The sequence below is a fragment of the Nocardioides sp. genome (assembly GCF_044226305.1).
In the GTDB taxonomy this organism is placed as follows: domain Bacteria; phylum Actinomycetota; class Actinomycetes; order Propionibacteriales; family Nocardioidaceae; genus Nocardioides.
This window is the reverse complement of the sequence record NZ_JBGAHF010000023.1, coordinates 36,539-59,437: the sequence shown is the minus strand read 5'-3', so window position 1 is coordinate 59,437 and position 22,899 is coordinate 36,539. Positions and strand designations below refer to the sequence as shown.

The following is a 22,899-nucleotide window of genomic DNA, read 5'->3' as shown; positions in this document are numbered from 1 at the left end:
ACGCTCAGTGAACACCGGGGCCTCCTATGCCTGTGGATAGGTCGCGCAGGCCACTCCTGCCCGACAACCCACGTACATGCATGTGAGAGGCCCCGGCCTGCAACCCCCTCACACCGAGGCGGTCACGTCATACCGTCTGAGCGCCGTGTCCGCGGCGCAGTACGTCCGCGACCTCGGTGACCTCGGGAACGACGACGTCGCCCTCGTCGGCGGCAAGAACGCCTCCCTCGGCGAGATGTACCAGCACCTCGCCGGCGTCGGCGTGCGCGTGCCCGGCGGCTTCGCCATCACCGCCGACGGCTATCGGCACGTCCTCGACGAGGCCGGCGACTGGGCCGAGCTCAAGGCCACCTTCGCGGGCCTCGACCCGGACGACGTCACGGACCTCGCGGCCCGCGCGCAGCAGGCGCGTCGGATCGTCCGCACCGCGCCGCTGCCCGACGACCTGCGGGCCGAGGTGCTGACGGCGTACCGCGCCCTGCGCGCCCGGTACGGCACCGACCTGCGCCTCGCCGTCCGCAGCAGCGCGACCGCGGAGGACCTGCCGGACGCGAGCTTCGCCGGACAGCACGAGAGCTACCTGGACGTGGCCGGCGAGGAGCAGCTGCTGGCCGCGGTGCGCGAGTGCTTCGCCAGCATCTTCACCGACCGCGGCGTGCACTACCGGCACCAGCACGGGTTCGGGCAGACCGAGGTCGCGCTCTCGGTCGGCGTGATGAGGATGGTCCGCTCCGACCTCGCCTGCTCGGGCGTCGCGTTCACCCTCGACACCGAGTCCGGCTACCGCGACGCGGTCCTGCTGACCGCCTCCTACGGGCTCGGCGAGAACGTCGTGCAGGGCGTCGTCGACCCTGACGAGTTCTACGTACACAAGCCCACCTACGAGGCCGGCCACCGCGCGGTGCTGCGGCGTCGGCTCGGCCAGAAGGCGGTCCGGATGGTGACCGCCGGCGCCTCCGGGACGCGGAACGAACCCACGCCCGAGGCGGACCGGCGCCGCTTCTGCCTCACCGACGCCGAGGTGCTCGAGCTCGCCGGCGCGGCGATCGCGATCGAGCACCACTACGGCTGCCCGATGGACGTCGAGTGGGCCAAGGACGGGACCGACGGCGCGACGTACGTCGTCCAGGCCCGCCCCGAGACGGCCACCTCCCGCACCGTCGTGACCTCCCTGCGCCGCTACGTCGTCGACCGGCCCGGTGAGGTGCTGGTGCAAGGGCACGCGGTCGGTGACCGGGTCGCGGTCGGCGCGGCCCGCGTGGTCCGCGACGCCCACGAGCTGGGCGCGTTCCGGCCCGGCGAGGTCCTGGTCGCCGACACCACCACCCCGGACTGGGAGCCGGTCATGAAGACCGCGGCCGCCGTCGTCACGGACCGCGGTGGCCGGACCTGCCACGCCGCGATCGTCGCGCGCGAGCTCGGCCTCCCGGCGGTCGTCGGGACCGGGGACGCCACCGCGACCCTCATCGACGGCGAGGTCGTCACGGTCTCCTGCGCCGAGGGCGAGACCGGCCGGGTCTACCGCGGCGAGGTGCCGCACCACGTCGACGAGGTCGACCTCGCCGGCCTCCCGCGACCCCGCACCAAGATCATGGTCAACCTCGGGAACCCCGCGCTCGCCTTCCGCACCTCCCTGCTGCCGAACGACGGCGTGGGGCTGGCCCGCATGGAGTTCATCATCAGCGAGGCCATCAAGGTGCACCCGCTCGCGCTCGTGCACCCCGAGCGGATCCTCGACCCCGCCGAGCGGGCGCAGGTCGAGGACCTCGTCAGCGGCTACCCCGACGGCGAGGCGTACTTCGTCGAGCGGCTCTCGGAGGGCGTCGGCACCATCGCCGCGGCCTTCCACCCCCGACCGGTCGTCGTGCGGATGTCGGACTTCAAGACCAACGAGTACGCCGGGCTCGTGGGCGGCCGCGCCTTCGAGCCGCACGAGGAGAACCCGATGCTCGGCTTCCGGGGCGCGTCGCGCTACGCCCACCCGGCGTACGAGGAGGGGTTCGCCCTCGAGTGCCGGGCGATGCGCCGGGTCCGGGAGGAGATGGGCCTGACCAACGTCGTGCTCATGCTGCCCTTCGTGCGCCGGCTCGCCGAGGCGGACCTGGTGCTGGCCCGGATGGCCGAGCTCGGGCTCGAGCGCGGCCGCGACGGCCTGCAGGTCTACGCGATGTGCGAGATCCCCAACAACGTGGTCCTGGTCGACGAGTTCGCGCAGCGCTTCGACGGGCTCTCGATCGGGTCGAACGACCTGACCCAGCTGACCCTCGGCGTCGACCGCGACAGCGAGGTCGTCGCCTTCGACTACGACGAGCGGGACCCCGGCGTGAAGCGGATGATCCAGCTGGCCGTCGAGGGCTGCCACCGCAACGGGATCCACTCCGGCATCTGCGGTCAGGCCCCCTCCGACTACCCGGACATGGCCGCGTTCCTCGTCGAGATCGGCATCGACTCGATGAGCCTCAACCCCGACAGCGTCCTGCGCACCACCCGCGCCGTCGTCGAGCTCGAGGAACGCCTCGCCGACCCCACCCACCCCGACCACCACGACCCGACCGCAGGGAGGACACCATGAAGGCACTGACGTTCGACGGCCCCGGCCGCCGCATCTGGCACGAGATCCCCGACCCCGAGCTCCGCGACCCCGAGGACGCGATCGTGCGCGTCGACGCGGTCACGATCTGCGGGACCGACCTCCACATCCTCGCCGGCGACGTGCCCGAGGTGAAGCCGGGCAGGGTGCTCGGCCACGAGGCCGTCGGCACCGTCGAGCAGGTCGGCGCCGGGGTCAGCGGCTTCGCCGCGGGCGACCGGGTGCTCATCTCCTGCATCACCGGCTGCGGCCGGTGCCGCTACTGCCGCGAGAACCACGACGGGCAGTGTCTGTCGGGCGGTGGCTGGGTGCTCGGCCACCTCGTCGACGGCACCCAGGCCGAGCGGGTGCGGGTCCCGTTCGCCCAGCGCGCGCTGCACCTCCTGCCCGAGTCCGTCCCGGACGAGCAGGCCCTGCTGCTCGCCGACATCCTGCCGACGGCGTACGAGGTCGGCGTGCTCCAGGGACGGGTCGCCCCCGGGTCCTCGGTCGCGATCGTCGGCGCCGGCCCGATCGGCCTCGCCGCCGTGCTGACCGCGCGGCTGTTCAGCCCTTCGCGCATCGTCGTGGTCGACCCGGCCGCCGGTCGCCGTGCGGCCGCGGAGCGCCTCGGCGCCCAGGCCGTCGCGGACGCGGCGGACGCGCTCGAGCTGGTCGGCGACCTCTCCGGAGGGATCGGCGTCGACACCGCCATCGAGGCGGTCGGCGTGCCCGAGGCCTTCGAGCTCTGCACCGACCTGGTCCGCCCGGGCGGGCACGTCGCGAACGTCGGGGTGCACGGTCGTCCCGCGCAGCTGCACCTGGAGCGGCTGTGGATCCGCGACGTCACCATCACCACCGGCCTGGTCGACACGTTCTCGACACCGACGCTGCTGCGCCTGGTCGCCGAGGGCCAGCTCGACACCAGCGAGCTCGTCACCCACCGGTTCGGGCTCGACGAGATCCAGGACGCCTACGACGTCTTCGAGCGCCCGCAGGAGAGCGGCGTGCTGAAGGTGGCCCTGTTCAACAGGTGAGCACCGACGGCGTGGGGCACGGGTGCTGAACGTCGGAGCCCTGCATGACCTTCGACCCTCCCCGGCGGGGACCCCGCCGGGGAGGGTGGAGTCGTGTACAACGTCCGGTTCCACGGCAGGGGCGGCCAAGGTGTCGTCACGGCTGCCGAGATGCTCTCGGTGGCCGCGTTCGACTGCGGTCTCCACGCCCAGGCCTTCCCCACCTTCGGCTCGGAGCGCACCGGCGCGCCGGTGACGTCCTACTGCCGGGTCGACGACGCGCCGATCCGCTTCCACGAGCCCATCGAGGTGCCGCAGGCCATCGTGGTGCAGGACCCGACGCTGCTGCCCGTCGTGCCCGTGCTCCTCGGAGCCGGGCCGACCACCTGCGTGCTGCTCAACACCTCGCGCGAGCTCTCGCTGACCCCCTTCGAGGGCGGTGACCGGCTGAACCCGGGCCGCGTGGTCACGCTCCCGGCGACCGACCTGGCCCGCCAGGTCCTCGGCCGCCCGGTGCCGAACACGGCGCTCCTCGGGGCACTCGCGGCCCTGACCGGCGTCGTCCCGCTCGAGGCGGTCCTGGTCGCGATCCGGCAGCGGTTCACGGGCGCGGTCGCCGAGGCGAACGTCGAGCTCGCCGTCCGTGCCCACGCCGCCGTCGCGCACGCCACGGTCGGGGAGGTGGGCAGCCGTGCGTGAGCAGGTCGAGGGCTCACGAGCGGTCGCCCGCGCCGTCGCGATGTGTCGTCCCGGCGTGGTCGCGGCCTACCCGATCTCGCCCCAGACCCACATCGTCGAGGGGCTCTCGGACCTGGTGCGCACCGGGGAGCTCGCCTCGTGCGAGTACCTCACCGTCGAGTCGGAGTTCGCGGCGATGTCGGCGTGCATCGGGGCCTCGGCGGTCGGCGCCCGCGCCTACACCGCCAGCGCCAGCCAGGGCCTGCTCTTCATGGCGGAGGCGGTCTTCAACGCCTCCGGCCTGGGCCTGCCGATCGTGATGACCGTGGCGAACCGGGCGATCGGTGCGCCGATCAACATCTGGAACGACCACTCCGACGCGATGGCGCTGCGCGACGCGGGCTGGATCCAGCTCTACGCCGCCGACGTGCAGGAGGCCGTCGACCTGCACCCGCAGGCGTTCGTCGTCGCCGAGCGGACCTCGTTGCCGGTGATGGTGTGCATGGACGGCTTCGTCCTCACCCACGCCGTCGAGGAGGTCGACCTCCCCGAGCAGGAGCAGGTCGACGCGTTCGTGCCGCCGTTCGTGCCGCAGCAGCTCCTGGACCCGGCGAACCCGGTCACCATCGGCGCGATGGTCGGACCGGAGGCCTTCACCGAGGTGCGCTACCTGATGCAGCAGCGGATGGACGCCGCGATCGGCACCGTCGCGGCCGTGGCCGAGGACTTCCGGCGCGACTTCGGCCGGCCCAGCGGCGGCCTCGTGCGCGGCTACCGCACCGACGACGCCGAGACCGTGCTGGTCACGATCGGGTCCGTCGCCGGGGCCGCGACCGAGGTCGTCGACGAGCTGCGGGCCGAGGGCATCGCCGCCGGCTCGCTCACCCTGACCTGCTTCCGCCCCTGGCCGGCCGAGGCCGTGCGCGAGGCGCTCGGCGGCGCCCGCCGGGTCGTCGTGCTCGAGCGGGCCTTCAGCGTCGGCCGCGGCAGCATCGTCGGCCAGGACGTCCGCGACACCCTGCACGGCCTCCCCGCCACCGTCGTCGAGGCCGTGGGCGGTCTCGGTGGCCGGCCCGTCCGGCGGGCCGACGTACGCCGCCTGGTCGAGGGCGTCAACGCGGACCTGCTCGCCCCCGGCCGCCTGCACTTCCTCGACCTCGACCACGCGCTCCTCGCCTCGGCGGGTGCGTCATGAGGCACCCAGCGACGGACGGAGGACGCCGATGACCACGACGCGCGAGACCCGGCTGTACCAGGTCGGCACCTTCGCGGCCGGCAACCGGCTCCTCGACCTCGAGGACCGGACCGTGCAGGCGCACGCCGACCGCACGAACGCGATCACCAGCGGCCACCGGGCCTGCCGCGGCTGCGGCGAGGCGCTCGGGGCCCGGTTCGTCCTCGACACCGCCGTGCGCGCGGCGGGCGGTGACCTGGTCACCGCCAACGCCACCGGCTGCCTCGAGGTGTTCTCGACGCCCTACCCGGAGTCCTCGTGGCAGGTGCCCTGGCTGCACTCGCTGTTCGGCAACGCGCCGGCGGTGGCCGCCGGCATGGCCGCGGGCCTCAAGGCGCTCGGCCGCGACACCCGGGTGGTCGGCCAGGCCGGTGACGGCGGCACGGTCGACATCGGCTTCGGCTGCCTCTCCGGCATGTTCGAGCGCAACGACGACGTGCTCTTCGTCTGCTACGACAACCAGGGCTACATGAACACCGGGGTGCAGCGCTCCGGCGCCACCCCGCCCGCCGCACGGACCGCCACGACCTCGACCGCGGGCGACCAGCCCGGCAACCCGTTCGGCCAGGGCAAGTCGGCGCCGCTCATCGCGGTGGCGCACGACATCCCCTACGTCGCCACGGCGACCGTCGCCGACCTCCACGACCTGGAGGACAAGGTGACCCGCGCGATGACCTACCACGGGGCGCGCTACCTGCACGTGCTCGTCCCCTGCCCGCTGGGCTGGGCGGCCGAGCCGCACGACACCGTCCGGCTCGCCCGGCTGGCCACCGAGTCCGGCCTGTTCCCGCTCTTCGAGGCCGAGCACGGCGAGGTGACCGGCGTGACGCCGATCCGGCACCGGGTCCCCGTCGACGAGTACCTCCGCCTCCAGGGCCGCTACGCGCACCTGTTCGGCGACCCGGGCCGACCCGACCTGGTCGCCCGGCTGCAGGCCGGCGCCGACCGCAACATCACCCGGTTCGGGCTCCTCCAGGAGGGCGACTGACATGGAGCACCCCTTCGCGATCACCCTGGACGTCGGCACCAGCCGCGCCAACCACACCGGCGCGTGGCGCACCGAGCGCCCGGTGTACGTCGACCTGCGGCCGCCGTGCGCCGAGGGCTGCCCCGCCGGCGAGGACGTCCGCGGCTGGCTGCGTGACGCCGAGGACGGTGACGCCGGCTACGAGGCGGCGTGGCAGCGGATCATGGAGGTCAACCCCTTCCCGGCCGTCATGGGCCGGATCTGCTACCACCCGTGCGAGACCTCCTGCAACCGCGCGACCCTCGACGAGTCCGTCGGCATCAACAGCGTCGAGCGGTTCCTCGGCGACGAGGCGATCAGGTCCGGGTGGACCCCGGAGCCCGACGTGGCGCCCACGGGCAAGCACGTGCTCGTCGTGGGCGCGGGCCCGGCCGGGCTGTCGGCGGCGTACCACCTGGTCCGGCGCGGCCACCGCGTCACCGTCGTCGAGGCGGCCCCCCGCCCCGGCGGGATGATGCGCTACGGAATCCCGGCCTACCGGCTCCCCCGCGACGTGCTCGACGCGGAGATCGACCGGATCCTCGCGCTCGGCGTGGAGCTGCGGCTCGAGACACCGGTCACCGACCTCGAGCCGATGCTCGCGGAGGACTACGACGCGGCCTTCCTCGCGGTCGGCGCGCAGCTCGGCAAGCGCACCTACCTGCCCGCCGGCTCCGCCGCCCGCGTCCTGGACGCGGTGCGCCTGCTGCACGGCATCGAGGAGGGCGAGCGGCCGCTGCTCGGCCGCCGGGTCGCCGTGTACGGCGGCGGCAACACCGCCATGGACGCGGCCCGCACCGCGAAGCGGCTGGGCGCGGAGGACGCCGTGGTCGTCTACCGGCGCACCCGCGACCGGATGCCGGCCCACCCCAGCGAGGTCAGCGAGGCCGAGGCCGAGGGGGTGCGCTTCACCTGGCTGTCGACGATCACCGAGGTCGAGAGGGGCGGCCTGACGATCGAGCGGATGGAGCTGGACGAGTCCGGCTTCCCGCAGCCGACCGGCGAGATGGAGCACCTCGACGCCGACTCGGTGGTCCTCGCGCTGGGCCAGGAGTCCGAGCTGGGCTTCCTCTCGCGGGTGTCCGGGCTCGAGCTGCGCGACGGCGTCCTCGTCGTCGACGACGACCTGATGACCGGGCGGCCGGGGCTGTTCGCGGGCGGCGACATGGTCCCCGCGGTGCGCTCCGCGACCGTCGGCATCGGCCACGGCCGGCGGGCCGCGGCCTCGATCGACGCGTGGCTGCGGCGGACCGACCCGGAGGCCGCCGACGGCCCGAGCGAGGCGACGTACGAGCGCCTGCACCCCTGGTACTACACCGACGCCTCCCGGGCGCACCGCCCGCAGCTCGAGGCGGCCCGCCGCTCGTCGACCTTCGACGAGGTCGTGCAGGGGCTGGACCGCGACACCGCGCTCTACGAGGCCCGCCGCTGCCTGTCCTGCGGGACCTGCTTCTCGTGCGACAACTGCTTCGGCATGTGCCCCGACAACGCGGTCATCAAGACCGACGACCCCGACACGCCGTACGTCATCGACCTCGACTACTGCAAGGGCTGCGGCATCTGCGCCGCCGAGTGCCCCGCCGGTGCGATCTCAATGGTGCCCGAGGAGATCTGACCGGGCCCGGACCCCTGGGACGTGGGCCGGGCGGTGCTGTCGGCAGCTCGCCGGTGGTTTGGGGTTGCGACCGACAGGCAGCAACGCGGGTACGGCGGGCGCCGGCGGTCGAGCAGCGAGCGCCAGCGAGCGTCGTCGAGACCCCAGAAGGCAAGGCAGGGCGGGTGCTGTCGGCATCTCGCCGTGGTCTGGGGTTGCGAGCGACAGGCAGCAACGAGGGTGCGGCGGACTTCGGGTCGCGGTCGCCTCCCGGCTCGCGGTTGGTGGCACCGGTGGTCGAGCAGCGAGCGCCAGCGAGCGTTGTCGAGACCCCGGAAGGCAAGGCAGGGCGGGTGCTGTCGGCCTCTCGCCGTGGTCTGGGGTTGCGACCGACAGGCAGCAACGAGGGTGCGCCGGACTTCGGGTCGCGGTCGCCTCCCGGCTCGCGGTTGGTGGCACCGGTGGTCGAGCAGCGAGCGCCAGCGAGCGTTGTCGAGACCCCGGAAGGCAAGGCAGGGCGGTGGCCCAAGCTGTCCCGAAATCTTTACCTAGGAAGTTCTCAGATCCCTGTGGATACAGGGGATTCTCGCCTCTGACTGTCGGTGGCGACTGCTTGAGTAGACCCATGACCAGCACCGCCGCCGAGCTTGGCACCGACACCAGCGGGCTCGCAGTTGCGGTGTCGGCCGCGTCGGTGCTGACCGCGGCCGCGGCGACCCGGGAGGCGATCGCGGACCTCGAGGTCCAGCAGCTGATCCAGGCCACCGACTGGGTGGTCCTGCACCCGGGCGAGGAGGTGGACACCTCGATCGAGTTCGGGATGCGGGACCTGCAGATCGCCGGCGACGGCGCCCCGACCGTCGACGAGGCCGCGGTGGCGGAGTTCGCGCTCGCGGTCGGCCGGACCACCGACTCGGGACGGCACTTACTCGGGGACGCGGTCGAGCTGCGGCACCGACTCCCGCGACTGTGGGCTCGGGTGGTGGCCGGTGAGGTGGCGGTGTGGAAGGCCCGCAAGGTCGCCCAGGCCACCACGTCGCTGCCGGCGGATGCTGCGGCGACCGTCGATGTCCGGTTGGCATGGTGCGCGCACCGCTGCTCATTCGCCGAGATCGAGCGGCAGGTCGATAAGGCCCGCGCCGAGCACGACCCCGATGCGGCCGAGGAGCGCCGGGTCGCGGCGCTGGAGAAGCGCCGGTTCGACATCGACCTCGACCACGCCACCCCCGACGGCCTGGTCCACGTCGAGGGTGAGCTCGACCTGGCCGACGCCCTCGCCCTCGAAGCTCAGATCAAGGCGAAGGCCGCGACCTTGGACCTCGACCTGCCGTTGGACGTGCGCCGGTCGATGGCCGCGGGCCTCCTCGGCACCAGCGACGGCGAAGGCGGGCAAGTCCGGGAGGTGGTGGTCTACGCCCACGTCCGTCCCGGCCAGGCCAGCGTCGACGTCGACAACACCCGGTCCTCGATCACGCCCGGCCACCTCAAGGACTGGTGCCAGGCCGCCGGCACCAAGGTCACGGTGCGGCCCGTCATCGACCTGAACGCCGAGCTGTCGACGGAGTGTTACGAGCCCACCGAGGTGATGAAGGAACAGATCGGGCTGCGCGACCGGCAGTGCTGCTTCCCCGGCTGCACCCGCCCCGCCCGCAGGTGCGACAGCGAGCACCAGGTCCCGTGGCCCGAAGGACCCACCGCGTCCTCGAACCTCGCGCCCGCGTGCCGGACCCACCACCGCCTCAAGACCCACGCCGGCTGGGACTACCAACGCACCCCTGGCATCGGGTTCGTCTGGTCCACCCCGATGGGCCGCACCTACGTGTCCCCGTTCGTCACCGAACCACCGCCCGAGCCGGCCGCGCGACATACCCGCTGACCTCGACCCCGCCGGCCACGGCCGACGGGGCCACACCCGAGCGTGCACCCGACGTCCGGGGCGGCGACGACTCGATCCATGGCCGACGAGGTGTCGGCGTCACTCCGGGCGGCGCAGCCGGCGCGGCACGCCGGCGTCGAGGACGGGGCGGTCGTCGAGGCGCACCTTGACGTCGACGAGGTGGCAGCCGTCCGGGCCGACGACCACCGGGTCCAGGTCGGCCTCGGCGAGGGCCGGTACGTCGTCGGTGAGCCGACCCAGCCGGACGAGCAGGTCCTCGAGGGCTCCGACGTCCCCACCCGGCGCGCCGCGGAACCCCTGCAGCAGCGGCCAGACCTTGAGCGAGCGGATCGCCCGGGCGGCGTCGCGCCGGGAGAACGGCGGGACCAGGGCGACTCGGTCCTCCCACAGGTCGGCGGCCACGCCGCCGGCACCGAGGGTGACCAGCGGCCCGAACCGGGGGTCGCGGACCACGCCGAGCGCGATCTCGGTCCCCCGGACGACCGGCTGCACCAGGACCTCGGCCTGCGCGCCGAGGACGTCCTCGAAGGCGGCGACCGCCCCGGCGACCTCGGCGGACCCGGTCAGCCCGACCCGCACCAGTCCCCGCTCGGTGCGCTCGCCGACGGCGGGACCGGCCAGCTTCACCACGACCGGGTAGCCGAGCTCGTCGGCCGCCGCCACCGCCGCCTCGCTCCCGGCGGCGATCAGACCCTCCGGACCGAGGCCGTACTCGCTGAGCAGCGACCGCGCCGTGAGCGCGTCGAGCCACCCCTCCTCGGGCGGCAGCGCAGCGGGTCCGGCCGCCAGGTCCCGGGCCGCGGCCCGCGCCCGGAAGGCCCGACCGGGGTCGTCGAGCGGCTCGTCGTCGCGTGGCTCGCGCCGCCACTCGTCGTACCAGGCCGCGTGCTCGAGCGCACGAAGCGCGGCGGCGGCGCTGCGGAACGTGGCGACCCCGGTCAGCTCGACCGGGTCGACGTCGAGCCCGCCGAGCGGCACCAGCAGCACCGGCTTATCCGGGTAGCGACGCCGGACCTCGGGCAGCAGCCGCGCCGCGGCCGCCGCGTCGCCGAGCGCGGACGCCACCAGCAGCACGACGAGGGCGTCGACGTGGGTGCTCGCGAGCAGCTCGTCGGCGAGCGACTCGATCGTCTGCGGGCTGGCGGCCGCGCCGGCGTTGACGACCTCGGCGGCGAGACCGATCGCGTCGGCCGCGTCCGCGGCGAGCACCCCCATCCCGCCTGCGTTGGTGAGGAGAGCGACCCGCCGGCCGGCCGGGCGGGGCTGCTTGCCGAGCAGCAGCGCGCACTCGGCCATCTCCTCGACGGAGTCGCAGCCGATGACACCCGCCTGGGCGAACAGCGCCCGGACGCCGAGCCGCGGCGTCGCCGACCGCCCGCCGACGACGGCGAGCAGCGGCTTGCGCTCGCTGAACTCCCGGGCGACGCGGGCGAACTTGAAGGCGTTGCCGAACGACTCCAGGTAGAGCGCCGCCGCGGTCACGTGCGGGTCGTCGCGCCAGGCGGCGAGGAGGTCGTTGCCCGACACGTCGACCTTGTCGCCCAGCGAGACCAGCATCCCGACCCCGACCCCGAGCCGCCGGGCGAGGTCGGCGAGCACGATGCCCACTCCCCCGGACTGCGAGGCCAGCGCGAGCCCGCCGGCCGGCGGGACCAGGCCGCTGAACGTGGCGTCGAGCCGCACGGCGGGGTGGGTGTTCTGCACGCCGAGGCAGTTGGGACCGACCACCCGCATGCTGCTGGCCCGCGCGAGGTCGAGGATCGCCTGCTGCATCCGGACGCCCTCCGCGCCACGCTCGGCGAAGCCGGCGGACACCACCACCGCGCTCGGGCACCCGGCCCGGGCGGCGCCGCGGAGCACCGTGAGGACCTGGGTCGCCGGGACGGCCACCACGACGAGGTCGGGCGGGGTCTCGAGGTCGACCAGCCGGCGCACGGCCGGCACCCCCAGGACGGACTCGGCCACCCGGTGCACCGCGTGCAGCGAGCCGGTGAAGCCGCCGGCCACGATCGAGCGCAGCACGGCCGCTCCGACGCCAGTGCCGTCGCGGCGCGCGCCGACGACCGCGACCGACGTGGGCCGCAGGAGCGGAGCGAGCGACCGGGCCTCGGCGAGGCACTCGCGCTCGTCCGCGGCGCGCAGCGCGTCGTACGACGCCGTCGTGTCCATCTCGACGTGCACGCACCCGGCCTCGGTGCTCTGCGTCACCGCGAACCCGGCGTGCCGCAGCACCTCGAGCATGGCGACGTTCTCGCCGAGCACCTCGGCCACGAACCGGCTGATGCCCCAGTCGCGGCCGGCCGCGGCGAGGTGCTCGAGCAGCAGCCCGCCGATGCCGAGCCCGTGGCACTCGTCGACGACGATGAAGGCGATCTCGGCGGTGCCGGCCTCGACCGGCTCCGCGGTCGCCAGGCCGACCAGCTCGCCGCGCCGCACCGCGACCAGGGCGAGGGTCTCGGGGCTGGCGAGCACGTGGGCGACGTACTGGTGCCCGGCCACCCGGCTCGCCGAGAAGAACCGCAGCCGGGTGTTCTCGGGGCCCACGTGGTCGTGGAGCGCGATCAGCCCAGGCCCGTCGTCCGCGGTGACCGGCCGGATCGAGGCGACCGTGCCGTCGGAGAGCAGGACGTCGGCGCGCTGCCGGGTCACGGGTCCGCCCTCCCGCGGGTGCTCGGACGGGGCCGGCGGGGTCACGTCCTCCTGCTGGCCCTCCTCCTCGGGACGCGGCGCGACCCCCGTGCCGATGGCACGGGGGTCGCTCGCCCCGACGGTCCTGCCGGCCCGAGGCCGGCGGTTCCCGGTGCGTGATCGGGAGCCTCGCCGGGGCGTCGCCATGTCAGGAGCGGACCGCGACCGCGACCCGGGGTAGGACGTTGCGATGACGACGTCGGCCTCGGCGGAACCACAGCGGTCCAGCTCGATGACGACGTCGGCCTCGGGGAACCACAGCTCCAGCTCGTCGGTGTCCGCCCACCGCACCCAGTACGGCGGGTGTCCGGCCACGTGCTCCACCTCGATCACCTCGGCTTCGCGCATGGTCTCGGCGGCGTCGTCCCGCACGTAGATCCGGTCACCTTTGAACGCATACATCGTCCGTGCCCTCCATCAGGTTCTCCTGCGTGCCGGGGTGGGTCCCACCCCGGAGATCGTGGTGGCGGCTCACTGGTCCTGCGGCTCACGCCAACCCGAGCGGACCAGCCACTCCCCGAACCGCTCGGGGTCGCGCCGCTCGAGCTCGTCGAGCAGCACCGCGCGCTCCTGGACCAGCCGCAGCACCGCGGGAGCCGGGACGTCGTGCGCCTGCAGCTCCTCGGTGGTGTAGCGCCAGCGGCGGGCGAGGTCGCGGTCCGAGAGCAGCCCGGGCTCGTCGGCCGGTGCCACCGGGTGCGCCTTGCGGTACGACGACAGGCCCAGGTCGAGCAGCGGCGGGCAGGTGAGACCGATCGCGAGCAGGACCGGGAGCGACCAGGCACCGACGATCGGCGGGAGCCCGATGATGAGCAGCCCCGCGACGCCGAACCAGAGCCCGCACTCGACCATGGCTCGCGGCCGCTTGCCCGGGTCCTCGATCCAGCTGAAGCCGAACAAGGCGCCCAGGCAGGCGAAGGCGACCGAGGTGCCCAGGGTGGCCAGCCACCCCACGCCCGCGATCCCGACCACGCCCGAGACGACTGCGACCAGCAGCACCAGCGTGCGCCAGGTGGTCCGGTATGCCCTCATACCTCCACAGTCCTCCTCGGCGGACCCCCGCGGCAGGGACCATCGGGCCCGGCCCGGGGGACTTCGGCCCTACGGGTCCTGGTCCGCACGCGTCAGCGTGGAGGTATGACGGTCGGGACTCCCGACCTGCTGCTCCAGCCGCTGCCGGACGTGCTCGCGACGTTCGACGCCTCGTGCGAGGGGCTGACCTCCGCGGAGGCCGCGGCCCGGCTCGAGCGAGCCGGTCCGAACGAGCTGGTCGCTCGCGGCGGCCCGTCGTTCCTCGCCCAGCTGGTGCGCCAGCTGGTGCACCCCCTGGCCCTGCTGCTGTGGCTGGCCGCCACGCTGTCGCTGCTCACCGGCGCCGTGACGCTGGCGGTCGCGATCGTGCTGGTAATCGCGCTCAACGCCGCGTTCGCGCTGATCCAGGAGCGGCACGCCGAGCACGCGGTCGCGGCCCTGAGCAGCTACCTCCCACCGCACTCCGTGGTCCTCCGGGACGGGCACCGCACCAGCGTCGAGGCGCGGACGGTCGTCCCGGGCGACGTGCTGGTCGTCGAGGAGGGCGACGCGATCTGCGCGGATGCCAAGCTCGTCTCCGGCGCCGTCGAGCTGGACCTCTCGGCGGTCAGCGGCGAGTCGGTGCCGGTCGTGCGCAGCGCGGACGGTGCCCCCTCCCCTGCCACCCGGGTCGTCGACGCGCACGACGTGCTGCTCTCCGGCACCACCTGCACCTCGGGCGAGGCCCTGGCTGTCGTGGTCGCCACCGGCATGGCGACCGAGCTGGGCCGGATCGCCAGCCTCAGCGGGCGCACGGAGCAGGAGCCGAGCCCGCTGGAGGTCCAGGTCCGGCGGGTCGCGTGGCTGATCGCCGGGGTCGCCGTCGGCGTCGGCCTCGCGTTCCTGCCCCTCGGCATGCTGGCCGGCCTCAGCCTGGCCGAGGCGGGGGTGTTCGCGATCGGGCTGCTGGTCGCGAACGTCCCGGAGGGGCTGCTGCCGACGATCACCCTGTCCCTGGCGGTCGGGGTCGCCGACCTGGCCCGCCGCGGCGGCCTGGTCAAGCGGCTCAGTGCCGTCGAGACCCTGGGGTCGACGGACGTGATCTGCACCGACAAGACCGGGACCCTCACCCAGAACCGGATGCAGCTGCACAGCACCTGGGACGCCACGGGCCGGCACGCCCCCGACCCGACCGTCCGCGCGGCACTGGCGCGGGTGCTCGGCTCGTGCACCACCGCCGACGTCGCGTCCGGCATCGGCGACCCCACCGAGCTCGCGCTGCTGGAGACCGCGACGCGGCTCGACGAGGGGACGCCACCGGTCGAGCGGCGCGAGGCGACCTACCACTTCGACCCGCGCCTGCGCCTGATGTCGGTCATCGTCGCCGACCCGGAGGCCGGGGGCGACCTGATCCTCACCAAGGGCGCCCCCGAGGCGGTGCTCGCCCGCTCGACCGCGGCCCTGACCCCCGACGGCGGCCGCCAGCCGCTGGGGCCGGAGGCCCGCGAGGCACTCACGGGCCGGCTCGGCGAGCTGGCCGGGCGAGGGCTGCGGCTGATCGCGTGCGCGTGGCGGGAGATCCCGGCACCGGGCGGTCCGCCGGAGCGGGCCGAGGTGGAGCGCGACCTGGTGCTCGTCGGGTTCGTCGCGCTCTCCGACCCGGTCCGCGACGCCGTGCCGGACGCCGTGACCCAGGCCCACGCCGCCGGCATCACCGTCCACGTGATCACCGGCGACAACGGGGCGACCGCCGCCGCCGTCGCCGGCTCGGCCGGCATCGGCGGCCCGGGCCGTCCGGTGGTGCTCACCGGGACCGAGCTCGAGGCGATGGACGACACCGAGCTCGGTGAGCTGCTCGACCGCGGGTCCGAGGTCGTCTTCGCCCGCAGCTCCCCGGAGGACAAGCTGCGGATCGCCGGCCGGCTCCAGGAGTCCGGCCACGTCGTGGCGATGACCGGGGACGGCGTGAACGACGCGCCGGCGCTGCGGAAGGCCGACATCGGGGTCGCGATGGGGCGGGGCGGCACCGACGTGGCTCGCGAGGCGGCCACCATGGTGCTCACCGACGACGACTTCGCGACGATCATCAAGGCGATCGAGGCGGGGCGCCGGGTCTACGACAACGTCCGCAAGTTCATCCTCTACATCTTCGCCCACGCGGTGCCGGAGATCGTGCCGTTCCTGCTGTTCGCGCTCTCCGGCGGAGCGGTGCCGCTCGGCCTGACCGTCGTCCAGATCCTGATGATCGACCTCGGCACCGAGACGCTGCCGGCCCTCGCGCTCGGCCGGGAGGCCGCCGAGCCCGGGCTGATGGAGCGTCCCCCGCGCGGGCGCGGCGAGGGCATCATCACCCGGCGGATGCTGGTCCGTGCCTGGGCCGTCCTCGGGCTCACCTCCGCCGTCCTGGTCGCTGCCGGGTGCTGGTGGGTGCTGTGGTCGGCCGGGTGGCGTCCCGGCGACCCGACCGGTGCGGGGACGCCGCTGCACGAGGCCTACCTGCGCGCCACGACGATGACCTTCGCCGGGATCGTCGCGTGCCAGATCGGGACCGCGCTGGCCGCCCGCACCGACCACGTCTCCCTGCTCTCGGTGGGCGTGCTGACCAACCGGCTGCTGCTGGCCGGCATCGCGTTCGAGCTCGCCCTGACCGCGGTCGCGATCTACGCCCCCGCCGCCCAGGCCGTCCTCGGGACCCGACCGCTCGAGGTGCGCGAGCTGCTGGTGCTGGCGTGCTTCCCGGTCGTGGTCTGGGGCGTGGACGAGGTCTACCGGCTCGTCGGCCGCCGGCGGGCCGTCACCCGCACGTAGTCGCGGTCAGTCCAGGCGCACCCGCTCGCCGAGCTTCGGCACCACCGCGGTCCAGCCGAGCTCGTCGGAGATCCGGGCGGCGAGCCGGGCGGACCCCTGCTCCTCGCCGTGCACGACGTACACCGTGCGCGGGGGCTCCGGCGCGGTCGCCAACCACGCCAGCAGCTCGTCGCCGTCGGCGTGCACGGAGAAGTCCTGGTCGTCGACGATCTCGGCCCGCACCGGCACGTAACGCCCGTGGATCTTGACCTGCTTGGCGCCGTCCAGGAGCTGGCGGCCGCGGGTGCCGACCGCCTGGTAGCCGGTCAGGACCACGCAGTTGCGGGAGTCGGGCAGCTGCTCGGCGAGGTGGTGGACCACCCGACCGCCGGTCGCCATGCCGGAGGCCGAGACCACGATGCACGGCGCGCCGGGCCGGTTGAGGCGGATCGAGTCGGCGGCCTCGGTGACCGGCCGCACGTGCAGCTCTTCGAGCGCGACGAGGAGGTCGCGCGCCTCCGGACGCAGCTGCGCCGACCTGCCGGTGACGGCTCGTCGGTAGACCTCGAGGGTCGCCAGGGCCATCGGGCTGTCGAGGTAGACGGGTACCCGCGGGAGCTCGCCCGCCTGCACGAGCCGGTGCAGCTCGAGCAGCACCAGCTCGGTGCGGTCGACCGCGAACGCCGGGACGAGCACGCACCCGCCGTGCTTGAGAGTCCGGCGCATCGCCTCGGCGACCTGGTGCGGCCGCCCCGGCTCGTGGGTGCGGTCGCCGTAGGTCGACTCGACGACCACGGTGCCGACGGCCGGCACCGGGGCCGGCGGCCGCAGCAGCGGGTGGTGCGGCCGGCCGAGGTCGCCGCTGAGGACGACCCGCTCGCCGTCCACGTCCAGCAGCACCGACGACGAGCCGAGGATGTGGCCGGCCGGCCGCAGCGTCGCCGTGACCCCGGGGAGGACCGCGGTCGGGGCGTCGTACCCCACCGGGTCCAGGAGGGGCAGGGTGCGCTCGACGTCCTCGTGGTCGTAGAGGGGCAGCGCCGGGCGGTGCTTGGAGAACCCGTGCTCGTTGGCCAGCCGGGCGTCCTCCTCCTGGAGGTGGGCGCTGTCGCGCAGCACGATCGTCACCAGCTTGGCGGTCTCCGGCGTGCAGATGATGCGCCCGGCGAAACCGTCCCGGACCAGGCGCGGCAGGTAGCCGCAGTGGTCGAGGTGCGCGTGGCTGACCACGACCGCGGCCAGCGTCGCGGCCTGGTCGTCGCCCTCGGCCCAGTTGCGGTGCCGCAGCTCGGCCGGGCCCTGGTAGAGGCCGGCGTCGACCAGCATCGGTCCGCCCGCCGCGTCGAAGCGGAACCGGCTGCCCGTGACCGTGCCGGCAGCCCCGAGGAAGGTCAGCATGGGACTGCTCATCCTTCGAGGGTCCGCCGCTCCGGCGCCGACCGTCAGGGCCGTTGGTCCCGCCGAGGTGGCGGCGCTCGACCCTGGTCCGGAGCGCGGCGGGGGCGGACCGTGGCCGCATGAAGGCCGCGGACCGTCGGGAGATCCCCGACCCGTTCGTCGCCCGGCACCGGGTCGTCGGCGCGATCGCCCTGCTGCTCGGCCTGGTCGTCGTCGGGGTCCTGCTCGGCCTGGTCCTCGGGGAGCTGGCGGCGCGTATCGTCGAGCTCGTGCTGCGCATGGTCGGCGGCGGGTCGTGACCGACCGCCCGCGGATGTCCGCCTGGGTGGTGGACCGCCCGGGCCCGGTCTCGTCCGGACCCCTGGTGGCCGTCGAGCGAGCCGTGCCGGAGCCGGGCCCCGGCGAGCTGCTCGTGGCCGTCGAGGCGTGCGGCGTGTGCCGGACCGACCTGCACCTGGCCGAGGGCGACCTCGCGCCGCACCGGCCACGCACGGTGCCCGGGCACCAGGTCGTCGGGCGGGTGACGGCGCTCGGTCCCGGCACCGAACGGTTCGTGGCCGGCGACCGCGTCGGCATCGCCTGGCTGCGCAGCACCTGTGGCGAGTGCCGGTGGTGCCGCGCGGGGCGCGAGAACCTCTGCCCGGCGTCGACCTACACCGGGTGGGACGCCGACGGCGGCTTCGCCGAGCACGCCGTCGTCCCGGCCGCCTACGCCTACGCCCTGCCCGAGGAGCCGGACCCGGTGGCGCTCGCCCCGCTCCTGTGCGCCGGGATCATCGGCTACCGCGCCCTGGTCCGCGCCCAGCTGCCGCCCGGCGGACGGCTCGGCCTCTACGGGTTCGGCTCCAGCGCGCACCTCACCGCCCAGCTGGCGCTGGCCCAGGGCGCCGAGCTGTACGTCGCCACGCGCGGCGAGCCGGACCGCCGCCTCGCCCTCGAGCTCGGTGCCACCTGGGCCGGCGGCGCGGCGGACCCCCCACCGGTCCCGCTCGACTCAGCGATCGTGTTCGCACCCGCCGGCGAGCTGGTGCCGGTCGCCCTGCGCGCGCTGGACCGGGGCGGCACCCTGGCCCTGGCCGGCATCCACATGTCGGAGGTGCCCGCGATGGGCTACACCGAGCACCTGTTCCTGGAGCGCGACCTGCGCACGGTCACGTCCAACACCCGCCGCGACGGCGAGGAGCTGCTGCGGCTGGCGGTCCGGCTCGGCGTCCGGGCCCACACGACGACGTACCCCTTCGAGGCCGCCGACCGGGCCTTGGCCGACCTCGCCGCCGGACGGGTCAGCGGTTCGGCCGTGCTCAGGTCGTCGAGCGCTTGAGCGCGACGATCGCCGCCTGGGTGCGGCTCTCGACACCGAGCTTGCCGAGCATCGTCGAGACGTAGTTCTTCACGGTCTTCTCGGCGAGGCCGAGGCGGGCCGCGATCTGCCGGTTGGTGAGCCCCTCGCCGACCAGGTCGAGGATCTGCTCCTCCTTGTCGGTCAGACGGCCGTTCGGCTCGTCCGGCGCCCCGTGCCGGAGCCGATCGAGCACCGAGGCGGTCAGCGCCGGGTCGAGCATCGACTGGCCGGCGGCGACCCGGCGCACCGCGTCGACGAGGTCGCTGCCCTTGACCTGCTTGAGCAGGTAGCCCGCGGCACCGGCCTTGATCGCGGCGAACAGCGGCTCCTCCTGGTCGTACGACGTCAGGATCAGCGCTGCGATGCTGGGGTCCTTCTCGCGGACCTGGCGGCACACGTCGATGCCGGAGCCGTCGGGCAGCCGGCCGTCGAGCAGCGCGACGTCGGGGTGCAGCACCGGGATCCAGCGGATCGCCTCCGCAGCCAGTCCGGACTCCCCCACCACCCGGATGTCCCCCGCGCCCTCGAGCACCTCCCGGATCCCGCGACGCACCAGCTCGTGGTCGTCGAGCAGGTAGACCGTGATCTGTCGACCAGGTGCCGCTTCGATCCTGCTGCCGGACTCCGACATGACTCGAATCTAGGGCGGTTCGGGCCCGCGCGGTCCGGGCGATGGCCTCTCACCAACGGGACCTAAGTCACCGGTCCGGCGCGGCGTTCGGCCGTGGTGGCTGACCCGGCCCGGCAGCATCGTGGGGACATGACCGAGCAGGTCGGGCGGGTGGTCGTCGGCATCGACGGGTCCGAGCAGTCGCAGGCGGCCCTGCGCTGGGCCGCGGAGCACGCGGCCCGCACCGGCGCCGTGCTGAGGATCGTGCACGCGGTCGTCCTCCCGGTCATGGGCGGGCTGGCCTGGCAGCCCGAGGCGGCGCTGCAGGCCGAACGCCTGGTGCGGGCCCTCGAGGACGAGGGTCACTTGCTGGTCGGACGCGCGTGCGGCGAGGCGCGGCGGCAACAGCCGGACCTCGTGGTCGAGAGCGCGGTTGTCGCCGGTGACCCCCGCGAGGTCCTGCTCGCCCAGGTGGACCCCACCGACCTGCTCGTCGTGGGCTCACGGGGCCGGGGACCCGTGCGCGGGCTGCTGCTCGGCTCGGTGAGCGCCGCGGTCGCCCGGCACGCGGCCTGCCCGGTCGTCGTCCACCGGGACCCGGCAGCGGGCGCGCAGGGTGTCCTCACCTGCACGGAACCGGCGGCGCTCGCACTGGCGCGGGACTTCGGCGCCGCCCACGAGACCGTGGTGCTGGAGGTCCCCGACGAGGACGTCGACGCCCTCGTGGCGGGCGCCCGCACCCGGGAGCTGCTCGTCGTCGCCCGGCGCCCGCACCGGCACACGCCGGTGTTCGACCACGCGGTCGCGGTCGCGGAGCACGCGCCGTGCCCGGTCGCCGTCGTCCCGGCGGTGGTCCTGGCCGTGGTCCCGCCTGTGGCCGGACTCACGGCCGTTCCGGCGGGTTGAGCCGCGCCGCCGGGCATGGTCGTGCTCCGGTCGGGGAACGCTCCGCGCATGGAAGAGACCCCCATCTGCGCCTCGGTCGAGCGCGACCTCCAGCTCTCGGTCGACGAGCTGACCGCATCGGTCGGCACCGGCCCCGTCCCCGGGCCGGCCTCGCTGCCCACCCCCGGCCCGGCGGACGCACCCGCCTGACGGCGCCCCTACGCCGGCCGAGCCGACTCAGTCGAGCACGCGCAGCGCGTCGTACACCAGGAAGGCCGGCCAGATGAGACCCTCCAGGACGGCCAGCAGGTGCCACCAGAAGCCGTCGGCCTGCTGCCAGAAGTAGACCCAGGCACCCAGGATGCCCAGGGCGTAGATCGCCCCACCGCCGGCAGCCGCACCGCTGTTGTCAGCCACTGGTCCCGCCTTCCCTCCCGTTGTCGCCGAGCCCCGTCCCGGGGCCCCCGTCCTCGAGCCCGATGGTGCGGTCGAGGATCGCCGCGAAGTGCTCGGGGTTGCGCCGCTCGATCTCGTCGAGCAGGTGCACGCGTTCGGCCACCAGCACCATCGCCGCCTCCGGGGGCGTCCCGGGGTGGCGCAACCGCGCCGACGTGAGGTGCCAGCGGCGCTCGAGCTCGCGGTCGGTCATCAGGCTGACGGCCGTGGGCGACGTCGTGGCCTCGGCCTCCGGGTCCGACGACCCCAACGGCCCCGACCGCCCGGCTGGCTCCGACGGCTCCCACCGCTCGCCGCGGGCGTGGAGCAGGTCGCGGACGGCGGCGACCAGGGGCGGCGCGGTCAGCACGACCACGGTGAGGACCACCAGGGACCACGCGCCGAGCAACGCCGGCAGGCCCACGACCAGCAGCCCGCCGACCACCGCCCAGGCCGAGCAGCGCAGCACCATGCGGCGACCCGCCTCCTCGGCCCACACCACGCCGACCATGCCGCCGAGGACCGCCGAGCAGGCGGCGGTGACGGCCAGGGCCCGCCACCCGGCGCCGGGCGTCGCGTCGGTCGCCGCGCCGAACGCCGCAGCGGCCGCGAGCAGCGCGACGGCGACGGTCCAGCAGATCCGGTAGGCCCTCATGGTGGGGTCAGGCGAGCAGGCCGCCCGCCTCCTCCAGCACCAGGTCCGGGATGACCCCGGTCTCCGACGGCGGCACCACGAGCACCGGGCAGGCCGCGGCACGGAGCACCGCCCGGGCCACCGAGCCCAGGTGGGCGGTCGTCGGGCTGCCGTGCACGCGCCGGACGACCACGATCAGGTCGGCCTCCGCCGTCGCCTCGACCAGCGCCTCGGCGGGGTGCTGGTGCACCACCCGGGTCCGGACCGGCACGTCGGGGTAGGCCCGGTGCCAGGGCCGGAGCAGCTGCTCGAGATCCTCGGTGGCCTCCCGCTCCCAGTCGGCGAGGGCCGGGTCGTCCCCCGCTGCCTCGTCGTAGCCGCTGGGCAGCTTCCACGCGTGGACGACGACGAGTGCGGCACCCCGCTCGTCGGCGGCCGCGAACGCCTCCCCGAGGACCGCGTCGGCGTACGCCGGCGACTTCAGGCCGACCACCACGACGCCGTACGACGGGTGGCCGGACGACGCCGGGCGCCACTCGGCCGGCACCTCGACGACCGGGACGTCCGCCCGGGCCGCGACCGAGGCGGCGGTGTCGCCGCGCATCATCCGCTCCAGCACCGGCCGGTCGTCGCGGCCGACCACCAGCAGCCCGGCACCCGCGGCACCGCGCAGCAGCTGGGTGGCCCGCGAGCCGTGCCGCAGCCGCGACTCGACCGTCAGGTCCGGGGACGTGGCGTGCACCTGGTCCTCCGCCGTCCGCAGCACCGTGGCGCCGGTGTCGGTCAGGTCCAGCGGGGTGACGGGCACCAGCGGGGAGATGACCACCCGGTCCGGCACCACGTGCACCAGCTCCAGCGGCACCTGCCGCCGGTCGGCCGCGTCGACGGCGAACAGGAGCGCGCCGAGGTTCGCGTCCGTCCCGTCGACCCCCACGACGACCGGGCGTTCCAGCTCCGACATGGCCCCTCCTCCGGTCCGCTCTCCCGCCTTCCACTCTCCCGCCGCGGCGTCCTGACCGGCAGGGACCAACGGCTCGACGACAGAGGCCGATGGCCCGTGGGCCGGGCCACCTCGTCGGAGCACGCTGAGAGGCGGAGAGAGCCGTCGGCGACGC

General features: G+C 74.6%; 19 protein-coding genes. 12 read left to right on the top strand and 7 right to left on the bottom strand.

What is annotated here, in order from left to right; genetic code table 11:
• Positions 1-145 precede the first annotated feature (145 nt).
• The 7 genes from ppsA to ACILQ5_RS19145 all read left to right on the top strand — a co-directional run bounded on the left by ppsA (position 146) and on the right by ACILQ5_RS19145 (position 9,973).
• On the top strand, positions 146-2,572 hold the full coding sequence (gene ppsA, locus ACILQ5_RS19175) for a phosphoenolpyruvate synthase (protein WP_395659629.1): 2,427 nt from the start codon (positions 146-148) through the stop codon (positions 2,570-2,572).
• Positions 2,569-3,606, top strand: coding sequence for an alcohol dehydrogenase catalytic domain-containing protein (locus ACILQ5_RS19170; protein WP_395659628.1), 1,038 nt, complete (start codon positions 2,569-2,571; stop codon positions 3,604-3,606). The genes ppsA and ACILQ5_RS19170 overlap by 4 nt, the downstream gene beginning before the upstream one ends.
• Before the next feature lie 93 nt (positions 3,607-3,699).
• A complete protein-coding gene (locus ACILQ5_RS19165; RefSeq protein WP_395659627.1) occupies positions 3,700-4,284 on the top strand; it encodes a 2-oxoacid:acceptor oxidoreductase family protein in 585 nt (194 codons plus the stop codon).
• Positions 4,277-5,458 carry a transketolase C-terminal domain-containing protein gene (locus ACILQ5_RS19160; protein ID WP_395659626.1) on the top strand — a complete coding sequence of 394 codons (1,182 nt, stop codon included), beginning with the start codon at positions 4,277-4,279 and terminating at the stop codon, positions 5,456-5,458. Before ACILQ5_RS19165 ends, ACILQ5_RS19160 begins: the two co-directional genes overlap by 8 nt.
• 28 nt (positions 5,459-5,486) lie before the next feature.
• Positions 5,487-6,485: a thiamine pyrophosphate-dependent enzyme gene (locus tag ACILQ5_RS19155; RefSeq protein ID WP_395659625.1), complete on the top strand. Its 999-nt coding sequence runs from the start codon at positions 5,487-5,489 to the stop codon at positions 6,483-6,485.
• A gap of 1 nt (position 6,486) precedes the next feature.
• On the top strand, positions 6,487-8,118 hold the full coding sequence (locus ACILQ5_RS19150) for an NAD(P)-binding protein (RefSeq protein WP_395659624.1): 1,632 nt from the start codon (positions 6,487-6,489) through the stop codon (positions 8,116-8,118).
• A gap of 604 nt (positions 8,119-8,722) precedes the next feature.
• Positions 8,723-9,973 (top strand): DUF222 domain-containing protein, encoded by a 1,251-nt coding sequence (locus tag ACILQ5_RS19145; RefSeq protein ID WP_395659623.1) that lies wholly within the window; start codon positions 8,723-8,725, stop codon positions 9,971-9,973.
• A 99-nt stretch (positions 9,974-10,072) separates the two neighbouring features.
• Here the strand turns inward: ACILQ5_RS19145 and ACILQ5_RS19140 are convergent, their stop codons facing one another.
• Positions 10,073-13,084, bottom strand: coding sequence for a GNAT family N-acetyltransferase (locus tag ACILQ5_RS19140; RefSeq protein ID WP_395659622.1), 3,012 nt, complete (start codon positions 13,082-13,084; stop codon positions 10,073-10,075).
• A gap of 69 nt (positions 13,085-13,153) precedes the next feature.
• Entirely contained in the window at positions 13,154-13,714 is a 561-nt protein-coding gene (locus ACILQ5_RS19135) for a hypothetical protein (RefSeq protein ID WP_395659621.1), read from the bottom strand.
• Between the two features lie 105 nt (positions 13,715-13,819).
• Here ACILQ5_RS19135 and ACILQ5_RS19130 point away from each other — a divergent pair, with 105 nt between their 5' ends.
• Entirely contained in the window at positions 13,820-16,501 is a 2,682-nt protein-coding gene (locus ACILQ5_RS19130) for a cation-translocating P-type ATPase (RefSeq protein ID WP_395659620.1), read from the top strand.
• Between the two features lie 6 nt (positions 16,502-16,507).
• On the opposite strand, the gene ACILQ5_RS19125 is transcribed toward ACILQ5_RS19130, so the two are convergent.
• The gene (locus tag ACILQ5_RS19125; RefSeq protein ID WP_395659619.1) at positions 16,508-17,890 is read right to left on the bottom strand and encodes an MBL fold metallo-hydrolase RNA specificity domain-containing protein; all 1,383 of its coding nucleotides are present in this window, start codon (positions 17,888-17,890) and stop codon (positions 16,508-16,510) included.
• A 107-nt stretch (positions 17,891-17,997) separates the two neighbouring features.
• Between ACILQ5_RS19125 and ACILQ5_RS19120 the strand changes: the two genes are divergently transcribed.
• The gene (locus ACILQ5_RS19120) at positions 17,998-18,177 is read left to right on the top strand and encodes a hypothetical protein (RefSeq protein WP_395659618.1); all 180 of its coding nucleotides are present in this window, start codon (positions 17,998-18,000) and stop codon (positions 18,175-18,177) included.
• Positions 18,174-19,199, top strand: coding sequence for a zinc-dependent alcohol dehydrogenase family protein (locus ACILQ5_RS19115; protein WP_395659617.1), 1,026 nt, complete (start codon positions 18,174-18,176; stop codon positions 19,197-19,199). Before ACILQ5_RS19120 ends, ACILQ5_RS19115 begins: the two co-directional genes overlap by 4 nt.
• On the opposite strand, the gene ACILQ5_RS19110 is transcribed toward ACILQ5_RS19115, so the two are convergent.
• On the bottom strand, positions 19,180-19,851 hold the full coding sequence (locus ACILQ5_RS19110) for a response regulator (RefSeq protein WP_395659616.1): 672 nt from the start codon (positions 19,849-19,851) through the stop codon (positions 19,180-19,182). The genes ACILQ5_RS19115 and ACILQ5_RS19110 overlap by 20 nt on opposite strands.
• A gap of 129 nt (positions 19,852-19,980) precedes the next feature.
• Here ACILQ5_RS19110 and ACILQ5_RS19105 point away from each other — a divergent pair, with 129 nt between their 5' ends.
• Positions 19,981-20,736: a universal stress protein gene (locus tag ACILQ5_RS19105; RefSeq protein ID WP_395659615.1), complete on the top strand. Its 756-nt coding sequence runs from the start codon at positions 19,981-19,983 to the stop codon at positions 20,734-20,736.
• Between the two features lie 48 nt (positions 20,737-20,784).
• Entirely contained in the window at positions 20,785-20,925 is a 141-nt protein-coding gene (locus tag ACILQ5_RS19100; RefSeq protein WP_395659614.1) for a hypothetical protein, read from the top strand.
• A gap of 27 nt (positions 20,926-20,952) precedes the next feature.
• Here the strand turns inward: ACILQ5_RS19100 and ACILQ5_RS19095 are convergent, their stop codons facing one another.
• From ACILQ5_RS19095 to ACILQ5_RS19085, 3 genes are read right to left on the bottom strand one after another with little or no spacing between them, the layout of a single operon-like run.
• Complete coding sequence (locus ACILQ5_RS19095; protein ID WP_395659613.1) at positions 20,953-21,132, bottom strand: hypothetical protein; 180 nt, start codon at positions 21,130-21,132, stop codon at positions 20,953-20,955.
• Entirely contained in the window at positions 21,125-21,805 is a 681-nt protein-coding gene (locus ACILQ5_RS19090; protein ID WP_395659612.1) for a hypothetical protein, read from the bottom strand. Before ACILQ5_RS19090 ends, ACILQ5_RS19095 begins: the two co-directional genes overlap by 8 nt.
• A gap of 7 nt (positions 21,806-21,812) precedes the next feature.
• Entirely contained in the window at positions 21,813-22,745 is a 933-nt protein-coding gene (locus ACILQ5_RS19085; RefSeq protein WP_395659611.1) for a universal stress protein, read from the bottom strand.
• Positions 22,746-22,899 lie beyond the last annotated feature (154 nt).

What these genes read in the sequence shown, in the direction of transcription:
- ACILQ5_RS19170 (WP_395659628.1), top strand. Translation starts at nt 2,569, where the DNA reads ATGAAGGCACTGACGTTCGACGGCCCCGGCCGCCGCATCTGGCACGAG.
- ACILQ5_RS19155 (WP_395659625.1), top strand. Translation starts at nt 5,487, where the DNA reads ATGACCACGACGCGCGAGACCCGGCTGTACCAGGTCGGCACCTTCGCG.
- ACILQ5_RS19150 (WP_395659624.1), top strand. Translation starts at nt 6,487, where the DNA reads ATGGAGCACCCCTTCGCGATCACCCTGGACGTCGGCACCAGCCGCGCC.
- ACILQ5_RS19145 (WP_395659623.1), top strand. Translation starts at nt 8,723, where the DNA reads ATGACCAGCACCGCCGCCGAGCTTGGCACCGACACCAGCGGGCTCGCA.
- ACILQ5_RS19140 (WP_395659622.1), bottom strand. Translation starts at nt 13,084, where the DNA reads ATGTATGCGTTCAAAGGTGACCGGATCTACGTGCGGGACGACGCCGCC.
- ACILQ5_RS19135 (WP_395659621.1), bottom strand. Translation starts at nt 13,714, where the DNA reads ATGAGGGCATACCGGACCACCTGGCGCACGCTGGTGCTGCTGGTCGCA.
- ACILQ5_RS19130 (WP_395659620.1), top strand. Translation starts at nt 13,820, where the DNA reads ATGACGGTCGGGACTCCCGACCTGCTGCTCCAGCCGCTGCCGGACGTG.
- ACILQ5_RS19125 (WP_395659619.1), bottom strand. Translation starts at nt 17,890, where the DNA reads ATGAGCAGTCCCATGCTGACCTTCCTCGGGGCTGCCGGCACGGTCACG.
- ACILQ5_RS19120 (WP_395659618.1), top strand. Translation starts at nt 17,998, where the DNA reads ATGAAGGCCGCGGACCGTCGGGAGATCCCCGACCCGTTCGTCGCCCGG.
- ACILQ5_RS19110 (WP_395659616.1), bottom strand. Translation starts at nt 19,851, where the DNA reads ATGTCGGAGTCCGGCAGCAGGATCGAAGCGGCACCTGGTCGACAGATC.
- ACILQ5_RS19105 (WP_395659615.1), top strand. Translation starts at nt 19,981, where the DNA reads ATGACCGAGCAGGTCGGGCGGGTGGTCGTCGGCATCGACGGGTCCGAG.
- ACILQ5_RS19100 (WP_395659614.1), top strand. Translation starts at nt 20,785, where the DNA reads ATGGAAGAGACCCCCATCTGCGCCTCGGTCGAGCGCGACCTCCAGCTC.
- ACILQ5_RS19090 (WP_395659612.1), bottom strand. Translation starts at nt 21,805, where the DNA reads ATGAGGGCCTACCGGATCTGCTGGACCGTCGCCGTCGCGCTGCTCGCG.
- ACILQ5_RS19085 (WP_395659611.1), bottom strand. Translation starts at nt 22,745, where the DNA reads ATGTCGGAGCTGGAACGCCCGGTCGTCGTGGGGGTCGACGGGACGGAC.